Source organism: Providencia sp. R33, from assembly GCF_019343475.1.
Taxonomy (GTDB): domain Bacteria; phylum Pseudomonadota; class Gammaproteobacteria; order Enterobacterales; family Enterobacteriaceae; genus Providencia.
Genome location: NZ_CP072453.1, coordinates 3,079,738 through 3,099,773, shown reverse-complemented (window position 1 = coordinate 3,099,773; position 20,036 = coordinate 3,079,738). Strand labels below are relative to the sequence as shown.

Sequence of the window (20,036 nt, the reverse complement as noted above, 5' to 3'; positions counted from 1 at the left end):
CTCCCTGGGCGGTACATCGGACTGAAAAGATCAGTTGGGTGATAATTTTCAATTTTGCTGCCTAATTTTCATGCATTATACGATCTGGTTTATAACTTTAAAAGATATTATACCAATTTTCAGCGAAATTATTCCTTGGTCATATTCTTGCTTCCCCATCATTGGGTAATTTCGTTATACTAAAGCCATCAAAGCGTTGCCAAGTTAGGCCATACTGCAAAAGGAGAAAATCATGAGCTCAGCTGAGAGCGAACCGCGCCTGTACCAGCAAGTGGCTGCACTGGTTAAAGAACGTATTGAAAATGATGAATACCCTGTTGGCACTAAATTACCTGCAGAAAGGTTATTAGCTGAAGAAATGAATGTCAGCCGTACAGTGATCCGTGAAGCTATTATCATGTTAGAAGTGGAAGGCTATGTGGATGTTCGGAAAGGCTCTGGTATACATGTTATCAGTAATCGGTCTAATAACTCTGTCAACACTGAAGGGGGTTTGGAGTTTAGCCGTTGTGGGCCGTTTGAATTATTGCAAGCGAGGCAGTTGATCGAAAGCCACATTGCGGAGTTTGCCGCCACTCAAGCCACCAAAGAAGATATTTTAAAACTTCTTGAAATTCAAAAGAATGCACGCAAAGAAGACCGTTTTCGTGATTCAGCGTGGGATCTGGCATTTCATATGCAAATTGCGGCTTCGACCCATAACAGCGCTATGGTGGTGATTGTTGAACAAATGTGGAGCCAACGGTTACGTAACCCGTATTGGTTAAAACTGCATGAGCACATCGATAACCGCTCGATTGAAAGTTGGTGTGATGAGCACGACCAAATTTTACAGGCATTAGCCCGTCGCGACCCAAAAGGTGCAAGGCAAGCCATGTGGCAGCACTTAGAAAACACCAAAAAGATGTTGTTTAACGCCACCAGTGACGACTTTGAATTTACCATGGATCGCTATTTCTTTGCCGATAGCCCACCGGTTGACCAAAACGACTAACTAGTCTTCATCATCCTCTGAAATTTGCTTTAATGCGGGAAGGTTTACTAAGACAATTTTCCCGTATTTTGCATCAATCCAGCCTAATTTTTCCCATGCTACCAAGCGCTTATTGATGGTTTGGCGAGTGGTATTAATAATCGTCGCAAGGTCATCTTGAGTGAGGTATAAACTCAACTGAGTGCCTTTTTCATGGGGTTCTCCATAGCCTTCCGCTAAACTTAAAAGACGTTTTGCCAGCCTTGCAGAAACTGAAAGCAGGGCGCTGTCATTAATAATCGTGAATGCATTGCGGATCACTTTACAGAGTAGAATATTTAAAAATTGATAGAAAACCGGGTGCTTTTCCAAGATCAGAGAAAGATCTTTTGGGGATATGGTCAGCAAGATTGTTGGGCTAATGGCTTTAGCATCATGGGTGCGTGCTGATTTATCCAGCATGGCTATTTCGCCAAACCAGTTGCCGGGGGAAAGGTAACGAAACACACATTCGCGCCCATCGGTGGAAATAGAACTGACCTTTACTGAACCTTGGATGACCGCATACAACCCGCGAGCAGGATCACCTTGGTAGTGAACCATCTCACTGTCATTATAAAAACGCAGCGTGGCGCACTCCATCAGAGCGTTACTCAAATAATCTGGTAAGTTACTGAACCAGCTATTGGTTTGTAAAACGTCTAGCACTTCAGCATGCGTCATAACCAACTGACTGTTTTGTACAGCAATGTTCATTTGAATGCTCCCTGCATGAGTCATAAGCCTTATCATGGCATTGGGTAGGGTTATGTTCAATCATGAACAACAGCAACAGGTAATTCAATGGGTTTGATCGAAAAATAGAAAATCCCGAGCCACCAATGATGACTCGGGAAGGTTTGACATCAAACGAAATTAGTCTTCAAATTTCTTTTCGATGCCGAGTTTTTTCAATGTGAGGATTAACAGGCCGCCGATAAAGGCGACTAACGCAATGAAATACAAGCCAGCTCGTGCGGATTCAAAGGTGGTTTCTGCCCAGACTCTTAAGTTTGGTGCGACAAAGCCGCCTAAGTTGCCCACTGAGTTAATTAAAGCGATACCTGATGCTGCCGCTGTTCCGCCTAAATAAGCCGATGGGAAGCTCCAGTACAGAGGTTGCATCGCTAAGTGACCTGCAGCTGCTACGCACAGCGCAATGATGGCAATCACTGGAATGCTATCGAATAAGCCTGATACCGCAATCCCTGCAGCCCCTAACATAAAAGTAATGGCAGCGACTTTGCGGCGCTCTTTTAAGCGCTCAGAAATACGAGGCACATAGTAAACCGCGATAGCCGCACACAGTGGTGGAATTGCTGTCACAAAGCCGACTAACACGCCCACTTTACTGCCTAATAATGTCGCGATTTGTGTTGGTAAGAAGAAATAAATGCCGTATCCACACACTTGGACGGTGAACCAAATCAAGCATAGGTAGAGAACGCGCATATCTAGCAGGGCACTCAGCGCACCTTTCGGGCTGTGGCCTTTTTTCGCGTCTTCTTCTAATGCAAGTTTCGCAGCAAGGGCATTTTTCTCGTCATCCGTTAGCCATTTCGCTTTTTCTGGGCGATCATCAAGGTAGAAGAATACCCAGACCCCGACGATGGAAGCTAATAAGCCTTCCACAACAAACATTAACTGCCAGCCGTATAACCCAAAGGCAAAGGATGAGCCTTCTAAGGCAAGTAATGAACCGGATAATGGCCCACCAATAATAAATGCCAGTGGCGCACCAAACAGGAAGTAGCCTGTGACTCGCGCACGGATGTTTTGTGGGAACCAGAAGGTTAAATATAAGATAACCCCAGGAAAAAAGCCGGCTTCACTGACACCGAGTAAAAAGCGTAAGACAATAAAGGTAGTTTCATCATGGGCAAACATCATCGCCGCAGAGATTAACCCCCATGTGACCATGATGCGCGATAACCAAACTCGTGCACCAATGCGGTATAACAAGATATTACTCGGCACTTCAAATAATGCGTAACCGATAAAGAAAATCCCTGCGCCGAATGCATAAGCGGCGTCGCTTAACCCTGTTGTTAGCTGAAATTCTTGTTTAGCAAAGCCAATATTCGAGCGGTCCAAGTAAGCTAATATGAACATTAATACCACCATCGGTATTATTTTTCGTATCGCTTTGCTGGTTGCTGATGATAAGTGGTCAATATTGGTGGACATGGTTCACCCCAGTATTTTTTATAAGGTAATGATGTTATCTATTCATTTTTATTACGTGTTTAGCCCACCACTGAGAAACCAGCAGAGTAGAGTATAGAGCTATTAAATAGGTAATTTAAATGAATAATTCTTGTTATTTATTTCCCTTTCCCTTGCTGTGAATAAGTAAAATATCAGGAAAGGGATTTTTTATTATTTCACGTTAAATTTTGCTAATGCTTCTGGTTTTAACGTTGTGCCCGCGCCTGGTGCGGTCGGGGTGCTGTACACACCGTCAACCACTTCCACTGGGTCAACAAAGCAGTCCAGTGTCCATGGAATAAATTCCAATAATGAACAGGCAGGGTGCGCCATTACGAGATGCAATTGTGCCTGCATCATATCGCCATGGTGCGGTGTGACTGGCAGGTTAAATGCCATACCGAGGTCGGCTATTTCCCACACTGCGGTTAAGCCACCACAACGAGTTGCATCCGGTTGTAAGTAATCAACAGCACCAGCGAGTACAAATTCTTTAAATGAATCATTGTGATACAGCAATTCACCTAAAGCGATTGGCGTATCCATATAAGCCGCTAATTGCTTATGGCTCGCCACATCATCGTGCCACAGTGGTTCTTCAAACCATTTGATATTGAAATCATTCAAACGGTGGCCATATTGCTTAGCGATGCTGATGTCCCATTTACCATTCGCATCAACCATTAAGTCAATATCGTCGCCGATTGCGTTGCGAACGGCTTCGATACGTTGTAAATCTTCCCGTGGATCCGGTTTACCAATCTTCATTTTGATGGCTTTAAAACCTTCTTCGAAGATCATTTTTTTACAGTCATCAACAAGGTCGTCTTGGCTGCGCACTAACCAACCGCAGTCGGTGTTATACGCATTCACTTTATTGTGCTTCGAACCGCCAAATAACTGCCATAGAGGTTGCTGCGCCGCTTTGGCTTTTAAATCCCACAGTGCGATATCAATGGCGGAGATTGCCATTTGCATTAACCCCCCACGCCCTACCCAAATATTGGTGGAGCTACGAGTGAGTTTGCGGTGTAAATAACGCACTTCGTTCGGGTCTTCACCCAGTAACATAGGGCCAAATACATCTTCAATGATGGTGGTAATTAAACGGTCTGTTGTAATGTCTGCATGTGTGCCAGTGTGGCCATAACCGACTAAACCGCACTCTGTTTTAATCATCACACCCGGCATCCCCCAGTGGGTAATGCTGTGGGTTGAATCGCCGATTAGGTCGTTGGTGACCGGTACGTGCATGATAAAGGTGCTAATTTCTTTTATTTTCATTGCTATTCCCAGGTGTTGAAAAGTGACTGAGAGCCAATCTAGCAGTGAGAATTGGAATTAACTGTCAAATGATTTACAGATTGTGCCGACGAGCCGTTTTTTAATGATAAATATGAGCTAGATCTCTTTATTTTGTATGATAACTCATAAATAAATACTTAAATTGGTATAACAACTTAAGTTGGCGAATTTAAATTGAAAGTGAAAAGTTTGAGAAATTAATAATGATATGACTAATCTATTGATTTTAATTAAAAAATAAAAATTTTTATCAAGCTATAGGGTTAATTATTGAGTAGGTTTAGAATAATTGCGGTAAAACTCAGTGGATGATGGATGACAAATGTATAAACGATTTTTTTTACTGTTTTGCGTGTTACTTGTAAACTCAATTTCTCAATCACTGGCGGCTGAGATAAACAGCACCGATGATTGGAAACTTGCCGATATCCCGCCAAAATTAGTGCAGACCAAAGCGTCAGAAATTATCTTTTCACCGATTGCAGGTGAAATGCGAGCAGTTGCTGAGCTAAATGCAGATCACGGTTTTTACGCTTATTCCCCCTCAGGGGATTACTGCGAAATGCAATTTGGCAATGATTATGCCTTTGTGAAAACCTCATCTTTTACCGATAAAAAGCCCCGTTATGTGCCAGAAGTGGATCGACTAAATGATTTGCAGAACCCGATTTATGATTATTTGATCACCCACCAAAAAACCCCTGTTTACCGTACAACCGACAGCAATAGCTCACAAATTGCTTCTTTATGGGATAACTTGCGCTACCCTGTTTTAGCTCGAATGATTAAAACGGACAAAACGGGGGAAAAAACCGCGTGGTTAACCATTCGTCTAGGGGACCGTTTGGGCTATGTTCGATTACAGGATGTGGCACTGGATAAAGGCATTCCTATTTTAACCTATCACCATATTTTGCAAGATAGCGAAAATAAAAACTTCCGCCACACCTCGACCACGACATCCGTTAAGGCATTCAGCGAGCAAATGAATTACCTGAAAGAGGCGGGTTACCAAACACTGTCTCTAGAAGATGTGGAAGATTATTTAAATAAAACGGCCAATCTGCCGGGCAAAGCCGTGGTACTCACCTTTGATGATGGTTTGAAATCGGTTTACCGCTATGCGCTGCCCATTTTAAGGGATAACCAGCAGCAAGCGACGTTATTTGTGATTTCCTCACGGATTAAAACGCAGCCGCAAAAGTGGTCGGCAGACTCGTTGCAATTTATGAGCAAACAAGAAATCAAAAATAGCCAAGATGTCTTTAATATCCAGTCTCATACGCATTTTTTACACCGTTTAGATAACCATAACTCGCCTATTTTATTTAGTCGCAAAGAACACACGATCATGTTGGATTTTAAACGTTCGATGAAGATTTTGAGCAACTTCGAGCCAGATCAGCGTTATTTAGCCTACCCGTTTGGTGGTTATAACGCATCGGCGATGGAGGCAGCCAAAGAGGCTGGGCTGCATATCGCGGTGACGACGATCCAAGGAAAAGTGAATCTAGGAGATAATCCATTTGCTTTAAAACGCTTATATGCGTTTCGTACCGACCCACTGGATAAATTTGCTCAAATGGTGGGCAACAGCGAGCAAAGCGTTGTGAACCAAAACATTATTGTTGATAAGTAACCAGTTTTTCTTAACGCACTGAGTTTTCAAAACGAAAACTCAGTGCTCATCTGCCTGTTTGCCTGATCCCATCTCTTTTAAGAATCGCTGTTGATACACAAATAACTCTTTAGCACTAATACAGTGGTAATCCATTGAAAATTGCTTCGCCGTTTGCTCAATAATTTTAGCCAGAGCAGGGTAATGACGATGATTCCAGTTGGGAAATAAGTGGTGAGTCAGGTGAAGGTTTAGCCCACCAAGCCAATAGGTTAGCCAACGTGGTGTCGTTTGCCAGTCATAAGTGGTTGAAAATGTGTGTGTATAAAAGCCATGGGGCATGTTGCCTTCTTTGGGTGGGGTATAAAAAGTAGCTTTTGCCCAATGGGTGCCAAGTATTAGAACCACAAATATTAATGATGCAAACATTTGGCTGAGTATGTAGGTCAAGAGTAGCGTGCCGAGGCTGATATCGTGCAAAACAATGGCGGGGATCACAATGGCCATCACCAAATGCAGCAGTTTTGCCATGATAAACGCCAATATACCTTGTTGGCCTTGATGACGCATATGGGGGGCTACGCGGGTAAAGTGAAACCTATCCATCCAATCAAAAAACCAAATAAGTGCAGGGAATGTCATTGCTGCAATCAATGGCCAATACAGGTGCTGGGCTCGCATAAAAGGATACCAGCGCTGGTAAGGGGTTTGGCGTAAAACAAAATTTTCTTCAATATCCAAGTCGTAATGGCGAATATTGGTGTGAGCATGGTGAAAAATAATATGCCGCACGCGCCAGCATTCGGGGTCTAAACCAAGGGGAATGGTGACCCAAAAGTTGAGCCAATAATTGGCTTTGGCATGTTTAAAAATTGCATTGTGCGAAGCGTCGTGCACTAAATTAATCGCCAATAATAAGGCGAAGCAGATAAAACTGGGGTAAAAAACAAAAAAGGCCCAAGATGCATTGAAGAATAATGCCGCAAAATAGCTGCCTAAACAGCACAATACCAATACGGCGCTTTTGGCATAAAAGCGCCCGTCAGCAAACCGGTGATCAGCATTATCATGCAAATATTGTTTAGCCGCCTTGTTCAAGGCTTTTTGGAAGTCTTGATCATGGCGGTGCTGGTAACTGAGTGGCCTAAGCGGTTTAAGCGACATTCGCCACCGCTATTGGTTTTCGGCCAATCCCAACTAGCATCAATAAGCTGTGCAGCCACAACGCGCTAGTGAAAATAACCCAGAACGGGGTCGTCCATTGCCAAATGAATATCACACAAATTAGCAGTAAGCAGGCGATAAAAAACCAGCTCATTAACCCTGATTTTCGCCCATCAGAAATCCCTGATAACGCCACGGTTCCCAAGGCTAACAGCACAAATAAAACCACCTGTTGTAGTGTCGTCCCTTGGTAGCCGTAGCCATAAAGGTAGACATAACCTATCACCAACGTAAATAAGAGAAGCGTTCCCATGACCAAAGCCACTTGGTTTACGCGAAATAGTGGGGGCGATTTTTTTGCGGGTTTGCTGGCTCGTTTAACAATTCGCCAGAAAGGTAAGTTGCTGTCAATAAAAGGGTTTTCAGAAGCTGGAGCCCCTTTAATGCCAAAGTGATGTTCAGTTTCAGGGAGTTTGGCAAATGTGCCGAACAGTTTATCCCAAAAAATAAAGCTTCCCGCAAAGTTACGATTGGAATAATGACCTTCTTTAACGTGGTGAACGCGGTGGTGCTGCGGTGTTACCATAAATTTTTCTAGCCAGCCCAAATGTGGGATAAGAGCACTGTGGTTAAAAAACTGGATGGTATAGTGCAAAATGGAGACGGTAAGGAAAATTTCTAATGGGATCCCCATTAATGCTAATAACATAAAGAAAGGTATTGATGTGAGGGATGAATACCAAGAATTTCGCACCCCTAATGACAGGTTATAATGTTCCCCTTGATGGTGAACAACATGCACGGCCCATAATACTCGATAAGTGTGGTGTAATCGATGCAGCCAGTAGAAGCCGAAATCCCATGCTAAAATGGTAAAAATCCAGACTAACGCAGTTGGCCAGCTTTCAACAAGATTGAACGAGTAGTGAGTGACCACAAACCCATAGCAAAAAATCTCTAACCCTCTAAATAACCACAACATAATATGGCCAGAGTTAAGGTTAAAAACCAATTCTTGCCAACTTACCGTGCCCTTTTGTGTTTTGGCGATCACCAAGCCTTCAGCGACAACGATCGCTAACATAAAAATAATGGGAAAGGTTAATTCATTCATGAGCGTTTTCTCTCTAAGCGGTATTTTGCGGCGTGGACAACCCACAGCACGCAACAAGCCGTTATTGCTCCAGTAACAACATCAATAAATAAGTGGCGTTTTAGCACCAATACGGACACGCAAATGGCAGTGGCCCATAAACAATAAAACAGTGTGCGAAATTTATATTTTACTGACCATAATGCATTCAGCACTACAAGAGTCAATGAGACATGTAGAGAAGGTAATAAATTTTGTGGGCTATCGATATCGATTAATGCAGATAATGCATGACCAGAAAATGTCGTTAAATCATATTCGTGGTACAGCATTGTGGTGGGATACAGCAAATAAACCACGCCTGAAACCAATGCGCATAATTGCATGGCGAACATTAATAAACGGGCACGCTCAATCGGGCTGTAAAGATAGCCGAGTGGAATAAATAAAAAGAACGACAGATAAAACCAAACCGCATTAGGGGAAAATTGCACGGCATTATCAATGGTGCTTGGGGTTAAAAAATTGGCATTCTCAACAATTTTCCCCGTGTAGTTGTACACAATGCCAACGGTTCCCCAACCAATTAAACAATAGATTAAGCGCATGAATAAGACGTTGCTTGTCATTGAGGTTCCTTGCGGGTAATGCGGCGTTTTTTGATGGAAAGTGATTGCTCGATGGGTTCGGCTAATAATTCCCAATGTAGTTGTTGAATATCCACTTGTTGATTGGCTAAGTAGCTTTCAAGTTGTTGATGACAATGAGCAAGTTCTTCTTCGCTGCACTCGGCTTGTAAGCACAGGTGATGACCTTGTTGGGTAAGCCGAAAATCAGCGGTGAGGGGCAAATGATTCACAATGACTCTTGCACAAGGGTCTGCAAAGATGGTGATTATATTACCTTGTTGATCAGGCAGTTGAAGTAAATCATCGCAGCGGCCTTCAATACGTTCAATGGCAAGCTCTGGAGAGCCACAAGGGCAGGGAGCTTGCTTGATCACTAACACATCATCAAGTTGATAACGCACAATGGGTTGTGTTTGGCGGGTAAAATCGGTAATTATCGGTGAAAATCGTGTTTCATCCAGCCAATTTGGTTCAATATGTAGGAATGACTCATTTAAGTGCAACGTGCCATGGGAGCAGGTACACCCCAAAAAGCCTTCTGTGGCTTGGTATACTTCACCCACTTGTGGAAAACAGCGCTTAAGTTTCTCTTTGTCTTGTTGTTCAAGGACTTCCGCTACTGAAATCACTTTCTGGGTCGTTAGCTGGATTTGCTGGTGGATAATGGCATCGGCAATGGCACACAACACTTGTGCAGGTGCGACAATAATCGAGGGCTGATAGGCTTCAAGCGCGGCTAATTGCTGTTGAAAATCAGCAAAAAGGTCGTAAAACCGTAAGGATATCCAGCGGTTATTTACGCTTTCATATAAATTATTGTTGGCGCGTAAAAAGAGAGCAACCCGCTCACCGTGAAATAACCCATTGGGCAGCATTTTCGCTAACATACTGCCAGACCAAATATTTTGCTCCTGTGGGCTCACCACAAACAGACCGCGCCGCCCAGAAGTGCCTGAGGACAACCCAACGCTATAACGGCCAACTTTCGGTGCAAAATCTCGGGATTGCTCACTTTTTTGTGCGCATTCGAGAAGTGTTTGGCTTGATAAGCCAGCGGTGTTCATTTGGTCAAAATTTTCCATCATGATGGATTTATTCATGATAGGGAATTCATGTAGAGGGCGGTCGATATAGGCACGAAAATAAGGGCTTTTTGCCAGTGTTTTGCGTTTAAATTTGATTACGCATTTTTTCTGGTAAGCCTCTAAATCTACACGGTTTTTGAATGACAAACGGCGGGCTCGCCAATAGTGCCAGAGCGTCGACAAAATCACTGTAAATCACCTTCATGGCAAAGCTGAATAACAATATTTTGCTTATCAATTTCATGCAATTTATTCAGCGTTTCATAATAGGCTTGTTTGTCATCCATGATGATATTGGCGATAGCCATTGGACCGCGCAATTCACGGTAATTGGTTGGTGACCATGCCGCATCCCCTGCAAGTAGCACCCAGCCAGCCTCTGTAAGCACACATAAACCAATATGACCTGCGGCATGCCCCGGTAGTGGTACGATCAATAAAGTTTTTGATTTATTCACCGTATAGCCTTCACCCAGTATTTGTAATTCGCTGGGTAGGGCAACACGGTCAAAACCTTCATAAAACACGGTGCGCTGCTCAAAATCATCAGGTAATAAACCGCTAACAAAGGCACTTTTGAGGGCCGCAAAGCCCGTTAACGGGCGTGTTTTTGCCCAACCATCACCTGAACAAATGATTGGCATCTCGGGGAAATCCCGCAGCCCTGCGATATGGTCACCGTGGAAATGGGATAAAATCACACCATGAATGTCTTTGGGTTTAAGGCCATCGTTTGCAAGTTGGTTGACTAACGCGTCTTTACTATCGAAATAAACGGGGGTTACTGTGCGGTATAACCGCATGATACCTTTGCGTGTATGGTCATAAAAATGGGTGGCATACCCCGTATCAAATAACCAGCGCTGCTGTTCATCTTCGATTAACCATGCTCGAGCAGGGAATTTGCAGGATTTAAAACTGGCGCCTTTAAGGGCTACACAGCCAGGATGCGTGCAATACCCGACTTCATATTGGTGAATGGTTAGCATCAATTCTCCTGCTGTTTTAGCCAGTTAGCGGTTAAATGAATTCCTTGTTCCATGGAATATAACGGGTAATAACCTAATTCTTGTTGGGCTTTTTGGTTATCAAGGGTCATAGTGAAATAAGCGGCACCAAGGCTATAACGGGTGAGAAGAGGCTCTTTTCCAGTGAGATGCCCAATGCCCTCTAGCAACATAGCAATGGCATATAATAGTGGATAAGGCGCGGAACGAATTTCACACTCGAGTTGAAGCTCATGGAAGAGTTGTTGCAACGTGTGTTTCAGTGCTTGTGGTTGCTGGTTGGTAATATTATATACCGCACCGCTTAGTAGCCCTTCTTTATGGGTAGCAAGTTGCATACTGTGAACCACATTCCCCACATAGGTTAAGTCAAAATGGTTATTCCCCCCGTTAGGAAGCACTAACTTACCATGACGAGATTTGATTTGCGCCAGTAACCTCGGGAGTAACACTCGGTCATAGGGGCCAAATAATCCGCGCGGTCGTAACAGGGTATAACGTGTGTTAGGATATTGCTTAACACATTGTTGAATAACGGTTTCTGCCAAATATTTTGTTTTCGCATATTGGTTGGCGAAACAGCTGTTTTGGGTGGTTTCTGCAATATCACGCTGATGGGTGAAATTGAAATAAATGGCAGGGGTCGAAATATGGATAAAGCGTGTTATCTCTAGCTCCCCTGCTGCGGTGGCCAATATCCGCGTTGCATGAAGGTTAATATTTTCAAAGTCTTGGCGCTTACCCCATGGCGAAGATAGTGCGGCACAATGCCAAATAGCATCACAGCCAATCATCATTTCTTTGGCCTGTTGCAAAGAAAGTTCAGCCAGCTCACAAGGGATAAATTCAGCGCCCATGTTGGCTAATTGCTCTCCCGCTTGCGGGTTTCGGCCACAAGCTATGACATCAAAACCTCGCCCCAGTAAGTACTCACTCGCATTTCTGCCAAGGCCACTCGTGGCACCTGTGACGAGGATTTTCATGGTACTAATACCATGGCGCACAGGGCCAACCCTGCCGCAGTACCAATTAACATTACATTTTGTTTTTCATAAAAACGGCCTGTGATAATCGCCTCGTGCAGTGCCGATGGAATCGAGGCAGCAACTTGGTTACCGCGATGGCGATAAATATCAATGAGTTGATCTGGCGTGACACCAACACGTTGGCGCATATGCTCTAGCGATAAATGACTGGCTTGGTGAGGTACAACTGTATCAATTTGTTCGAGTTGTAAGTTTGACTCGGTGAAGACGCGCTGCATAAATTCTTCAATTAAGGCAGATGCCATGCGGAAAAGTTTTTTACCTTGCATATGGAACAGAAAATCATCTTCAGTCATTCCAGATCGCGGGTTTTTCCGAGTTCCGCCTGCACGGATCTCACAAAAATCAATCCCCTCGACATGCGTAGTGTGAGTGTAAGAGAGAATACCACTGGTACCATCGCCTTTTTCAACGATCACACACGCTGCACCATCACCAAAAATGAGTGAGGATTCTTTATCCTGCCAGTCGATGCCCCGTGAGGCGATATCCGCAGAGACAATGGCAATGCGTTGGAATTGACTGGTCGCTAGCATACCCGCAGCCACTTGCAGCGCTGTAATGAAGCTAATGCAACTTGAATTGATATCAAAGCAAGCAATGCCATCATTTAAATTTGATTGTTCAAGGACATGAGCCGCAGAACAAGGCAATGCTTGAACAGGGATCGCAGAGGCGTTAATTAGCATATCAATACTTTGTGGCAACAACCCATTTTGTTGTAATGCATTTTCAATGGCTTGTGCAGCAAGTTGCGCCTGTGAGTCCGTATAGTTTGCATGGTAGCGATATTCGATACCTGAATGTTTCTCCACAAACCCTTTCGTTTTATTGAGTTTTTCATCGAGCATTGAGGAGTAAATTTTGTTTTCAGGTAAAGCAACGCCAGAAGCGATGATTTTAAGTGGAGCAATTGACCTATTTACGGACATATATAAAGTGCCTATCTAACCAAGATAACAACAATAAATATCAGAGTTCATTTATTTAATATATAGGAATTACGGAGTTATTCTTACCGTCTATTTTCACGGAGTTTCATGAATATTATCAATCAAAGTGTGGAAAATGCTTTGCCATGTTTTCGGTAATGACGTATGCCAAACGACATCAATTTGCCATTTTGCGGCTTCGCAGTGGTGGAGCGGAATGAAATGGACATCCTCTTGAGCGATATATTTTGCACTGTAAGGAACAAGGCTAACACCCACTTTCGCTGCAACTAATGCAATGAGTGTTTGTATATCGCTTGCCTCTTGTAAGGGAGCAATATGCAGGTCTTCCGATTGCAAGTAACGTTGAATTTGTTGATAAAGCCCAAGGCCGCGCTCTGCACGTAACATCAGCAATGGATATTGTGTTAAATAATCCCTTATCGAATTATGTTGTGTGTATTCACGTGATATGGCGAGGGCTAACACTTCAGTTTTTAAAAATTGTTTAATAATATTTTCTGTTGGAGCTTGGGGGACGTGGCGAGTAAATGCAATATCTAATTGATGAGAAAGGAGATTATCCCTCATTGTATGTGAGGGCATATCGTCCAACACAATGGCAACGCTGGGCAGTTTCTCCCGTAAGTGAGCAACAAATAAAGAGGCTTCTTGAAAAGATGAGATCCCAAAACCGACATGTAAAACCTTCGGGGGTTCTTCCTTGAGCACCAATGCTTGGTTTAACAATTCTTGCACGTGGCTTAACACTTGTTTTGCGTATGGGAGCAATGCTATCCCATGCTCTGTTAGCATTGCTCCGTGGCGTCCACGTTCAAACAGCCGTAAATTGAGTTGTTCTTCTAATAACTTAATTTGCTTTGTTAAGGCAGGTTGGCTTATATATAAGCGTGTTGAGGCTTCTTTGTAATTTTTCGTTTCCGCAAGGGTAATAAAGGCACGGAGAAGTCGAGTATCCATATTTACCTCTTACACAAAATGATAAACGCTATAGTATCTAGATAATGAGTAAACCACTATAGCATTCGTTATTTCACTGGCTTCTGATTTCTTTTTTCATAAAAGGTATTGATTGAGACGCGAAACGAACCTGATGAATATCTGTTTCATAACCCATTGAGGTATTTAGGATCTGGTAGAGTTCAGGACGCCGCCCCATTAACCAACGCCGCCCATTGGAGTCAGGAAGCAAGCTAAGGTCTAAATCAGCGATGACCATATCATTTTCAATCGCAGCAGTTTCTTGAATAATTCGACCATAAGGGTCAATTATCATGGCGTTACCTGTTCTAACTTCATCATCATCACGACCAACACCATTACTAAACAGATAAAAAACACCATTATCATGGGCACGTGAAGGTAGCCAACGTAATAGCCAGTCCCTACCATTTTCCCCTTGAAACGCATTCATCAACGCTTGTGGGTTCTGTTTTCTGTTTTCCCATAAATGTAGTGGTATGCGCTTCATGCCATACGGGCTACTGGAGTTCGTCCCGCCAGTTTGATGAGGGGCAAGGATGATATCAGCACCAAGTAATGCAGTAGCTCGCGGATTTTCAATGAGATTGTTATCCCAACAAATCAATATACCGACTTTTACACCCCAAGGAGTATCAAATACGGTGTAGCTATCACCGCTTTGAATCACTGGATGCTCAAAGGCGTGCAGTTTTCGATGTGCATGCAACTGCCCATCAGGCATGCAAGCGACCCATGTATTATAACATTTGCCATCTAGGCCTTTTTCTATTAATCCGACGCCAATAAGCATCCCTAGCTCGATAGCACGCTGGCGGATAGGCGCTAGTGAAGGGCTGTCATGCAAGGTTTCACTGAGTGCATAAACGTCTGTATCAGGCAACTTTGGCACATGCCAATATCCTGTAATACACATCTCAGGTAATGCGAGTATTTTGACCTTTTTTTGTGCGGCTTGTGTAATAAAGCCGTGGATGCAGTCTAAATTGTAGGTTTTATTTCCTGGCTGGTGTTGGAATTGTACAGTGGCAACGCGAAGTAATTGTTGTGTTTTCATCATATCTCCTTAGTTAGGAGAAATAAGAACATGTTGCTTAGATAAAAAATAATGAGTTATTTTTCTTTTCAATAACCATTGGTTATCAAAGTATGTTTTAGATAAAAAGTGGACTACAATTGATGATTTCAGATGAAAAAAAAAGTTGAGATACATTATATTCTTCGAAAAAAAACCTCTTAATAGGTGAAATCTTCTTATATAATCGAAGGGTGAAAAAAGTAACCTATTGATTAATACTTAATTTTTTAATTAAAAAGCCTCAAAATAGCATAATAGGCCTAAATAACACGTTGTATTTGCGCGATTGAATACTTAAATCTCCTCTAAACTAAAAGGGACTGGTTGTCTTATGTTTTGTTGGGAGTAGTGTTTTTGCCTGCAAATTGGTCTAGATGTAAGTATAAGTAACTATTTTACACGTAATTTGTATTATCTTTACATAATTATTGTGTTTTATTTTTGTTAAGAATTATTTTTTTCTTAATTTCATTAATAATATTTATGCTATCGTTACATTTTGTAACAAACACAACTGTATGTTATTTAAGGGGTATATTAATTTCTCTGCGTGACTAATTTGTGCATGAGTTGTCTATTCAATGATATCGTTAACATTGGCGTCTAAAAAGACGATAATATGCTATTTTTACACATTTTAAGTTAGTTTGCTGGTTCTGATATCAGTTTCATATATATCGCACTCGTTTAATGTGTTAACAAAAATTCTTATATCTACCCTATGAATAATTCTTAAAAATGAAAAAAACCACCTATAGTGGTTTTTTTGGTATATAATAAAATAATGTAAATAAAAAATTAATTTACGCATATTTTTTGTAAAAAATGCTTATTAATCAATGCCTCAATAATAGATAATAAATAATTAGAAGCTAATTGCGCTAAATATAAATAGATCGCCATTTATCTGTATTACCATTAATAGTGGTAATATGAGTTTATTTAAAATGAATCAAATAGTTAGTTATTATTTTATGCTATCGATAATAATTTAAATTACAATTTTATTTGATGGTTTTGAGTTATTAACTAATTCAAATTGAATTGCTTTAATTTTGATAGGTTTCGCTGGCTTTAATCTATTTTATTGATCGTTAGAAACAGTTTTACTTTTATATCTTGAAAATTATAATTAACTCAAATTTCGTGTTTTCATTGATTAGCTATATTTTAATTTTCATTCGGAAAGATAAATTTTGATATGCTAAAGGTTTTTGATCTGTTATATAGTTTAGCCGTTTAACATTTTACGTTTTTTTTGGGCTATAGTTGATGATAAATGTAAATCGTATCGTAGGTAGAGAAATAAGGAAAAGAAGAAAGCATTTAGGGCTTTCAGGTATTGAGCTTGCGAACCTTGTTGGAGTGAGCCAGCAACAGATCTCTCGTTATGAAAGAGGCGAGTGCAATATTAATATCGAAAATTTACATGTTCTAGCTAATGCACTAGAAACAGAAATGGTTTGCTTTTTTATTGATGATGTATTCTTAAATAAAGAAACTATTTAAAATAAAACTATTAAGAATTATCTAATTACTAATTTGAAAATCAATTTATTAATATAATAAATGAAATAAAAAATTAAATGGCTATTTATTCTAATTAATAAAATGGCTGTTTTTATTACATCCCCAGCAAAAAATATCAACTTAATAATTATATTGATTATTAGGTGATTGGTACATCTGTCGTCTTTTTATAGGAAAATATAAATGAAATTAACTAACATTGCATTAGCTACAATTATCGCTTCTTCATTTGGTATTGCAAATGCAGCCACTGTAGACCAAGGAAGTGGTGTTATCAACTTCACTGGTAAAGTCATCAATGCACCTTGCTCTATCCCAGGTGATGGTACAATTAACGTTGATCTTGGCCAAGTTGCTAATAAAGTATTAGAAACGGGTAATAAATTTAGCCAAAGCGTTCAGTACAATATTCAGTTAGAAAACTGCGATTTAGGTGAAGTTAAAGATGCTTCAGACAAAGTTATTTTCCCTGCAGTTAGCAAAGTTAAAGTGACTTTCACTGGTACGCCAGATACAACTGCAAAAGAACTGTTAGCAAACACTGGTACTTCTAAAGGTGTTGGTGTTCGTCTGATCAATGCTGATGGTGCAACAATGAAAGTTGGTGACACAAGTGTTGAAATGCCATTAGCTGACGGCCCTAACAAATTAGCATTTAGTGCACGTGTAGAAGCAAATGGTAACAAAGTAGAAACTGGTAGCATCATTTCTCAAGCGACTTACGCTTTAAATTACCTCTAATCTATACCTTAAATAACAGGCATATTATTGCCTGTTATTTTCCCTTTTTATTTTGATTTTTTATCTTTTTGACAGGGAATATCATGTCTTTATTGCCTCAGTTTAAAATGAATAAAATATTATGTTCTATTGTGTTGGCATTTTCCTTTTCAGGAATGTCTAATGCAGTTGAATTTAATATGAATATTATTGATGCAAAGGACAGAGATAATATTGATTTAAGTCAGTTTTCAAATCCTGATTTTATCCCTGCGGGTGAATATCTTACCGATATTACATTGAATGGTAGAAAATTAGCGGGACAACATTTAATTAAATTTATTGAAGAGAGTAAAGATAATTCAACACTCTGTGTTACGCCAGAGATGGTCACCCTTTTTGCATTAAAAAAGAAAGTTCAGGAAGAACTTCTGCAAAATAATAATAACCAGTGTGTTGAACTATCTAAAAAATTAGATATTCACTATCGATTCGATAAAGAGAATCAGAATATCTTATTTTCTATTCCTCAAGCTTGGTTAGAATATGACGATCCGTACTGGGTTCCACCATCCCAATGGGAAAATGGAATTGCAGGCGCATTTCTCGATTACAACCTATTTTTAAATTACACCTCCCCTAAAAACACGAGTGAAACGTTCAGTGGTAGCAGTAATGGTACGGCTGGCGTGAACTTAGGGGCTTGGCGTTTCCGTGCGGATTACCAGTATCAATACAATCGTTCTCAAGGAAAAACAAATGAGCGGTTTGATTGGACTCAGCTTTATGCATTTCGCGCATTACCTGAAATGGGTGCCAAAGTTTTACTTGGGGAGTCTTATTTAAGAACAGATTTGTTTGATAGCTTCCGTTTTATTGGGGCATCGTTATTTAGTGATAACCGAATGCTTCCTCCTTCATTACGTGGTTATGCACCACAGGTGACCGGTATTGCCAAAACCAATGCGATGGTGATTATTTCACAAAATGGACGAGTGATTAAACAAGCTAAAGTGGCCCCAGGTCCCTTTAATATTCAAGATATTACAGAAGCAGTGCAAGGTACGTTAGATGTGACCATCGAGGAAGAAGATGGCTCAAAAACGACTTACCAAGTAACGGCGGCTTCATTGCCATTTTTAACACGCCAAGGTCAGCTTCTTTATAAATTAACGATGGGGCAGTCAGACCCGTTTGGGCGTTCTCAAAAAGTTGAGCCACGGTTTATTGCGGGTGAATTATCTTATGGTTTATTTGGCAATACCTCAATTTTTGGCGGTTTAATTGCCACTGTCGACAATAATAATTATCAAGCCGTCAATCTGGGGATTGGGCAAAATATGAATGTGTTTGGGGCAATATCGCTGGATATTACGCGCACCCATGCAGATTTAGACCATTTTGGTTCTTATTCAGGGAACAGTTATCGTCTGAATTATTCGAAACGTTTCGAATCCACTAATTCACAAGTTACTTTTGCAGGTTATAAATTTTCTGAAAAAGAATTCCTAACCATGCCGCAATATATTGATGCTGCCAATGGTGTTCTTGATTTTAGACGCGATAAGAACGTGTATACCGCATCCTTTAACCAATACATCAGCCCATTGGATTTAACGGTTTATTTGAATGCTTCTCACCACCAGTTTTGGAACAGTGAGTCGACAACCAACTTTGGCATGAGCTTGAGTAAATTGTTTAGTGTTGGGCGACTTAAAAATGTCTCGGGGACATTGTCTCTCAATAAAATTAAATACGAAAAAACGGATGACAACCAAATTTATCTGTCATTTTCGATTCCATTAGAAAATGGCGGGTCAGTCAGTTATGACGCTCAATATGCAGATAATGACCATAATTTTGGGCAATCCGTCGCCTATTACAGCCCTAATGAGCAAAATAATTACTGGAGTATGCGTGTAGGGGGAGATCAGCATCAACTTGGCCGTGCAGAACCTAATATTAGTGGTAGCTATCAACGTTCATCTGCATATGGCGTATTAAACGTTAATGCAACGGAAAATGTGAATAATTATCGTGCGTTTGGTGGTAGCTGGTATGGCTCAATGACTGCAACTAAATATGGTGCAGCAATGCACCGTAATGGCACAAATAATGAACCTCGCGTCATGATTGATAGCGATAACGTTGCGGGGATTTCTATTGATAATGGCGAATCCGTCACTAACCGCTTCGGTATTGGTGTCGCAACAAGCCTGAACAGTTTTTCAAACTCGGATGTATACATTGATATGAATACGTTGCCTGAAGATGTTGATGTGAATGACAACATTATTGGAAAAACGTTAACTGAAGGCTCAATTGGTTATCAAAAAATAAAAGCGAATCAAGGGAAACGTATTTTAGCAGTGATCCGTTTGAGTAATGGCAATTATCCTCCTCTGGGGACGAGTGTCATCGAAGTGAATACAGGTAGGGAGGTCGGCATTATTGCGGACAGTGGTGTTGTTTATTTAACTGGGGTGGATCCAGATGAAAACTACATTGTTAAGTGGGCAAGTGGTGCAAATCAATGTCGCTTGAACTTACCGAATATGACTGAAAAGAATCAAGGTAAAGTCTTGATCCCTTGCCAATAAGGAATGA

General features: G+C 41.1%; 17 protein-coding genes. 5 read left to right on the top strand and 12 right to left on the bottom strand.

Annotated elements, in window-relative coordinates; translation table 11 throughout:
- Positions 1-232: 232 nt before the first annotated feature.
- Positions 233-994, top strand: coding sequence for a transcriptional regulator ExuR (exuR, locus tag J6836_RS14550; RefSeq protein ID WP_219244712.1), 762 nt, complete (start codon positions 233-235; stop codon positions 992-994).
- Here exuR and J6836_RS14545 read toward each other — a convergent pair whose 3' ends face one another.
- The 3 genes from J6836_RS14545 to J6836_RS14535 all read right to left on the bottom strand — a co-directional run bounded on the left by J6836_RS14545 (position 995) and on the right by J6836_RS14535 (position 4,504).
- Positions 995-1,729 carry a Crp/Fnr family transcriptional regulator gene (locus J6836_RS14545; protein WP_255586237.1) on the bottom strand — a complete coding sequence of 245 codons (735 nt, stop codon included), beginning with the start codon at positions 1,727-1,729 and terminating at the stop codon, positions 995-997.
- A gap of 159 nt (positions 1,730-1,888) precedes the next feature.
- Positions 1,889-3,199, bottom strand: coding sequence for an MFS transporter (locus tag J6836_RS14540; protein ID WP_219244711.1), 1,311 nt, complete (start codon positions 3,197-3,199; stop codon positions 1,889-1,891).
- A 192-nt stretch (positions 3,200-3,391) separates the two neighbouring features.
- A complete protein-coding gene (locus J6836_RS14535) occupies positions 3,392-4,504 on the bottom strand; it encodes a mandelate racemase/muconate lactonizing enzyme family protein (RefSeq protein WP_206083414.1) in 1,113 nt (370 codons plus the stop codon).
- A gap of 343 nt (positions 4,505-4,847) precedes the next feature.
- On the opposite strand from J6836_RS14535, the gene J6836_RS14530 reads away from it, so the two are divergent.
- Positions 4,848-6,164 (top strand): polysaccharide deacetylase family protein, encoded by a 1,317-nt coding sequence (locus tag J6836_RS14530; RefSeq protein WP_219244710.1) that lies wholly within the window; start codon positions 4,848-4,850, stop codon positions 6,162-6,164.
- A gap of 39 nt (positions 6,165-6,203) precedes the next feature.
- Here the strand turns inward: J6836_RS14530 and J6836_RS14525 are convergent, their stop codons facing one another.
- The 9 genes from J6836_RS14525 to J6836_RS14485 form a co-directional block, all read right to left on the bottom strand.
- Positions 6,204-7,307 carry a fatty acid desaturase family protein gene (locus tag J6836_RS14525; protein WP_219244709.1) on the bottom strand — a complete coding sequence of 368 codons (1,104 nt, stop codon included), beginning with the start codon at positions 7,305-7,307 and terminating at the stop codon, positions 6,204-6,206.
- Positions 7,297-8,421 (bottom strand): sterol desaturase family protein, encoded by a 1,125-nt coding sequence (locus J6836_RS14520; RefSeq protein ID WP_219244708.1) that lies wholly within the window; start codon positions 8,419-8,421, stop codon positions 7,297-7,299. Before J6836_RS14520 ends, J6836_RS14525 begins: the two co-directional genes overlap by 11 nt.
- Positions 8,418-9,029, bottom strand: a complete 612-nt coding sequence (locus J6836_RS23200; RefSeq protein WP_219244707.1) for a phosphatase PAP2 family protein — start codon at positions 9,027-9,029, stop codon at positions 8,418-8,420. The genes J6836_RS14520 and J6836_RS23200 overlap by 4 nt, the downstream gene beginning before the upstream one ends.
- Complete coding sequence (locus tag J6836_RS14510; protein ID WP_219244706.1) at positions 9,026-10,303, bottom strand: F390 synthetase-related protein; 1,278 nt, start codon at positions 10,301-10,303, stop codon at positions 9,026-9,028. Before J6836_RS14510 ends, J6836_RS23200 begins: the two co-directional genes overlap by 4 nt.
- Positions 10,300-11,103: an MBL fold metallo-hydrolase gene (locus tag J6836_RS14505; protein ID WP_219244705.1), complete on the bottom strand. Its 804-nt coding sequence runs from the start codon at positions 11,101-11,103 to the stop codon at positions 10,300-10,302. Before J6836_RS14505 ends, J6836_RS14510 begins: the two co-directional genes overlap by 4 nt.
- Positions 11,103-12,104 (bottom strand): NAD-dependent epimerase/dehydratase family protein, encoded by a 1,002-nt coding sequence (locus J6836_RS14500; protein WP_219244704.1) that lies wholly within the window; start codon positions 12,102-12,104, stop codon positions 11,103-11,105. The genes J6836_RS14505 and J6836_RS14500 overlap by 1 nt, the downstream gene beginning before the upstream one ends.
- Complete coding sequence (locus J6836_RS14495) at positions 12,101-13,099, bottom strand: 3-oxoacyl-[acyl-carrier-protein] synthase III C-terminal domain-containing protein (RefSeq protein ID WP_219244703.1); 999 nt, start codon at positions 13,097-13,099, stop codon at positions 12,101-12,103. The genes J6836_RS14500 and J6836_RS14495 overlap by 4 nt, the downstream gene beginning before the upstream one ends.
- A gap of 96 nt (positions 13,100-13,195) precedes the next feature.
- Entirely contained in the window at positions 13,196-14,080 is an 885-nt protein-coding gene (locus tag J6836_RS14490) for a LysR family transcriptional regulator (protein ID WP_219244702.1), read from the bottom strand.
- A 73-nt stretch (positions 14,081-14,153) separates the two neighbouring features.
- Complete coding sequence (locus J6836_RS14485; protein WP_219244701.1) at positions 14,154-15,158, bottom strand: nitrilase family protein; 1,005 nt, start codon at positions 15,156-15,158, stop codon at positions 14,154-14,156.
- Between the two features lie 1,293 nt (positions 15,159-16,451).
- Here J6836_RS14485 and J6836_RS14480 point away from each other — a divergent pair.
- From J6836_RS14480 to J6836_RS14470, 3 genes are all read left to right on the top strand, one after another.
- Positions 16,452-16,688, top strand: coding sequence for a helix-turn-helix domain-containing protein (locus J6836_RS14480; RefSeq protein WP_219244700.1), 237 nt, complete (start codon positions 16,452-16,454; stop codon positions 16,686-16,688).
- 204 nt (positions 16,689-16,892) lie between these two features.
- Positions 16,893-17,450 carry a fimbrial protein gene (locus J6836_RS14475; RefSeq protein WP_219244699.1) on the top strand — a complete coding sequence of 186 codons (558 nt, stop codon included), beginning with the start codon at positions 16,893-16,895 and terminating at the stop codon, positions 17,448-17,450.
- A gap of 83 nt (positions 17,451-17,533) precedes the next feature.
- Positions 17,534-20,029 carry a fimbria/pilus outer membrane usher protein gene (locus J6836_RS14470; RefSeq protein WP_219244698.1) on the top strand — a complete coding sequence of 832 codons (2,496 nt, stop codon included), beginning with the start codon at positions 17,534-17,536 and terminating at the stop codon, positions 20,027-20,029.
- The last annotated feature ends 7 nt before the right edge of the window (positions 20,030-20,036 follow it).

Bases quoted from the DNA above. Each gene is read 5' to 3' on its own strand.
- J6836_RS14495 (WP_219244703.1), bottom strand. From the start codon at position 13,099: ATGTCCGTAAATAGGTCAATTGCTCCACTTAAAATCATCGCTTCTGGC.
- J6836_RS14520 (WP_219244708.1), bottom strand. From the start codon at position 8,421: ATGAATGAATTAACCTTTCCCATTATTTTTATGTTAGCGATCGTTGTC.
- J6836_RS23200 (WP_219244707.1), bottom strand. From the start codon at position 9,029: ATGACAAGCAACGTCTTATTCATGCGCTTAATCTATTGTTTAATTGGT.
- J6836_RS14475 (WP_219244699.1), top strand. From the start codon at position 16,893: ATGAAATTAACTAACATTGCATTAGCTACAATTATCGCTTCTTCATTT.
- J6836_RS14480 (WP_219244700.1), top strand. From the start codon at position 16,452: ATGATAAATGTAAATCGTATCGTAGGTAGAGAAATAAGGAAAAGAAGA.
- J6836_RS14540 (WP_219244711.1), bottom strand. From the start codon at position 3,199: ATGTCCACCAATATTGACCACTTATCATCAGCAACCAGCAAAGCGATA.
- J6836_RS14505 (WP_219244705.1), bottom strand. From the start codon at position 11,103: ATGCTAACCATTCACCAATATGAAGTCGGGTATTGCACGCATCCTGGC.
- J6836_RS14500 (WP_219244704.1), bottom strand. From the start codon at position 12,104: ATGAAAATCCTCGTCACAGGTGCCACGAGTGGCCTTGGCAGAAATGCG.
- J6836_RS14545 (WP_255586237.1), bottom strand. From the start codon at position 1,729: ATGAACATTGCTGTACAAAACAGTCAGTTGGTTATGACGCATGCTGAA.
- J6836_RS14535 (WP_206083414.1), bottom strand. From the start codon at position 4,504: ATGAAAATAAAAGAAATTAGCACCTTTATCATGCACGTACCGGTCACC.
- J6836_RS14485 (WP_219244701.1), bottom strand. From the start codon at position 15,158: ATGAAAACACAACAATTACTTCGCGTTGCCACTGTACAATTCCAACAC.
- J6836_RS14470 (WP_219244698.1), top strand. From the start codon at position 17,534: ATGTCTTTATTGCCTCAGTTTAAAATGAATAAAATATTATGTTCTATT.
- J6836_RS14490 (WP_219244702.1), bottom strand. From the start codon at position 14,080: ATGGATACTCGACTTCTCCGTGCCTTTATTACCCTTGCGGAAACGAAA.
- J6836_RS14530 (WP_219244710.1), top strand. From the start codon at position 4,848: ATGTATAAACGATTTTTTTTACTGTTTTGCGTGTTACTTGTAAACTCA.
- J6836_RS14525 (WP_219244709.1), bottom strand. From the start codon at position 7,307: ATGTCGCTTAAACCGCTTAGGCCACTCAGTTACCAGCACCGCCATGAT.
- exuR (WP_219244712.1), top strand. From the start codon at position 233: ATGAGCTCAGCTGAGAGCGAACCGCGCCTGTACCAGCAAGTGGCTGCA.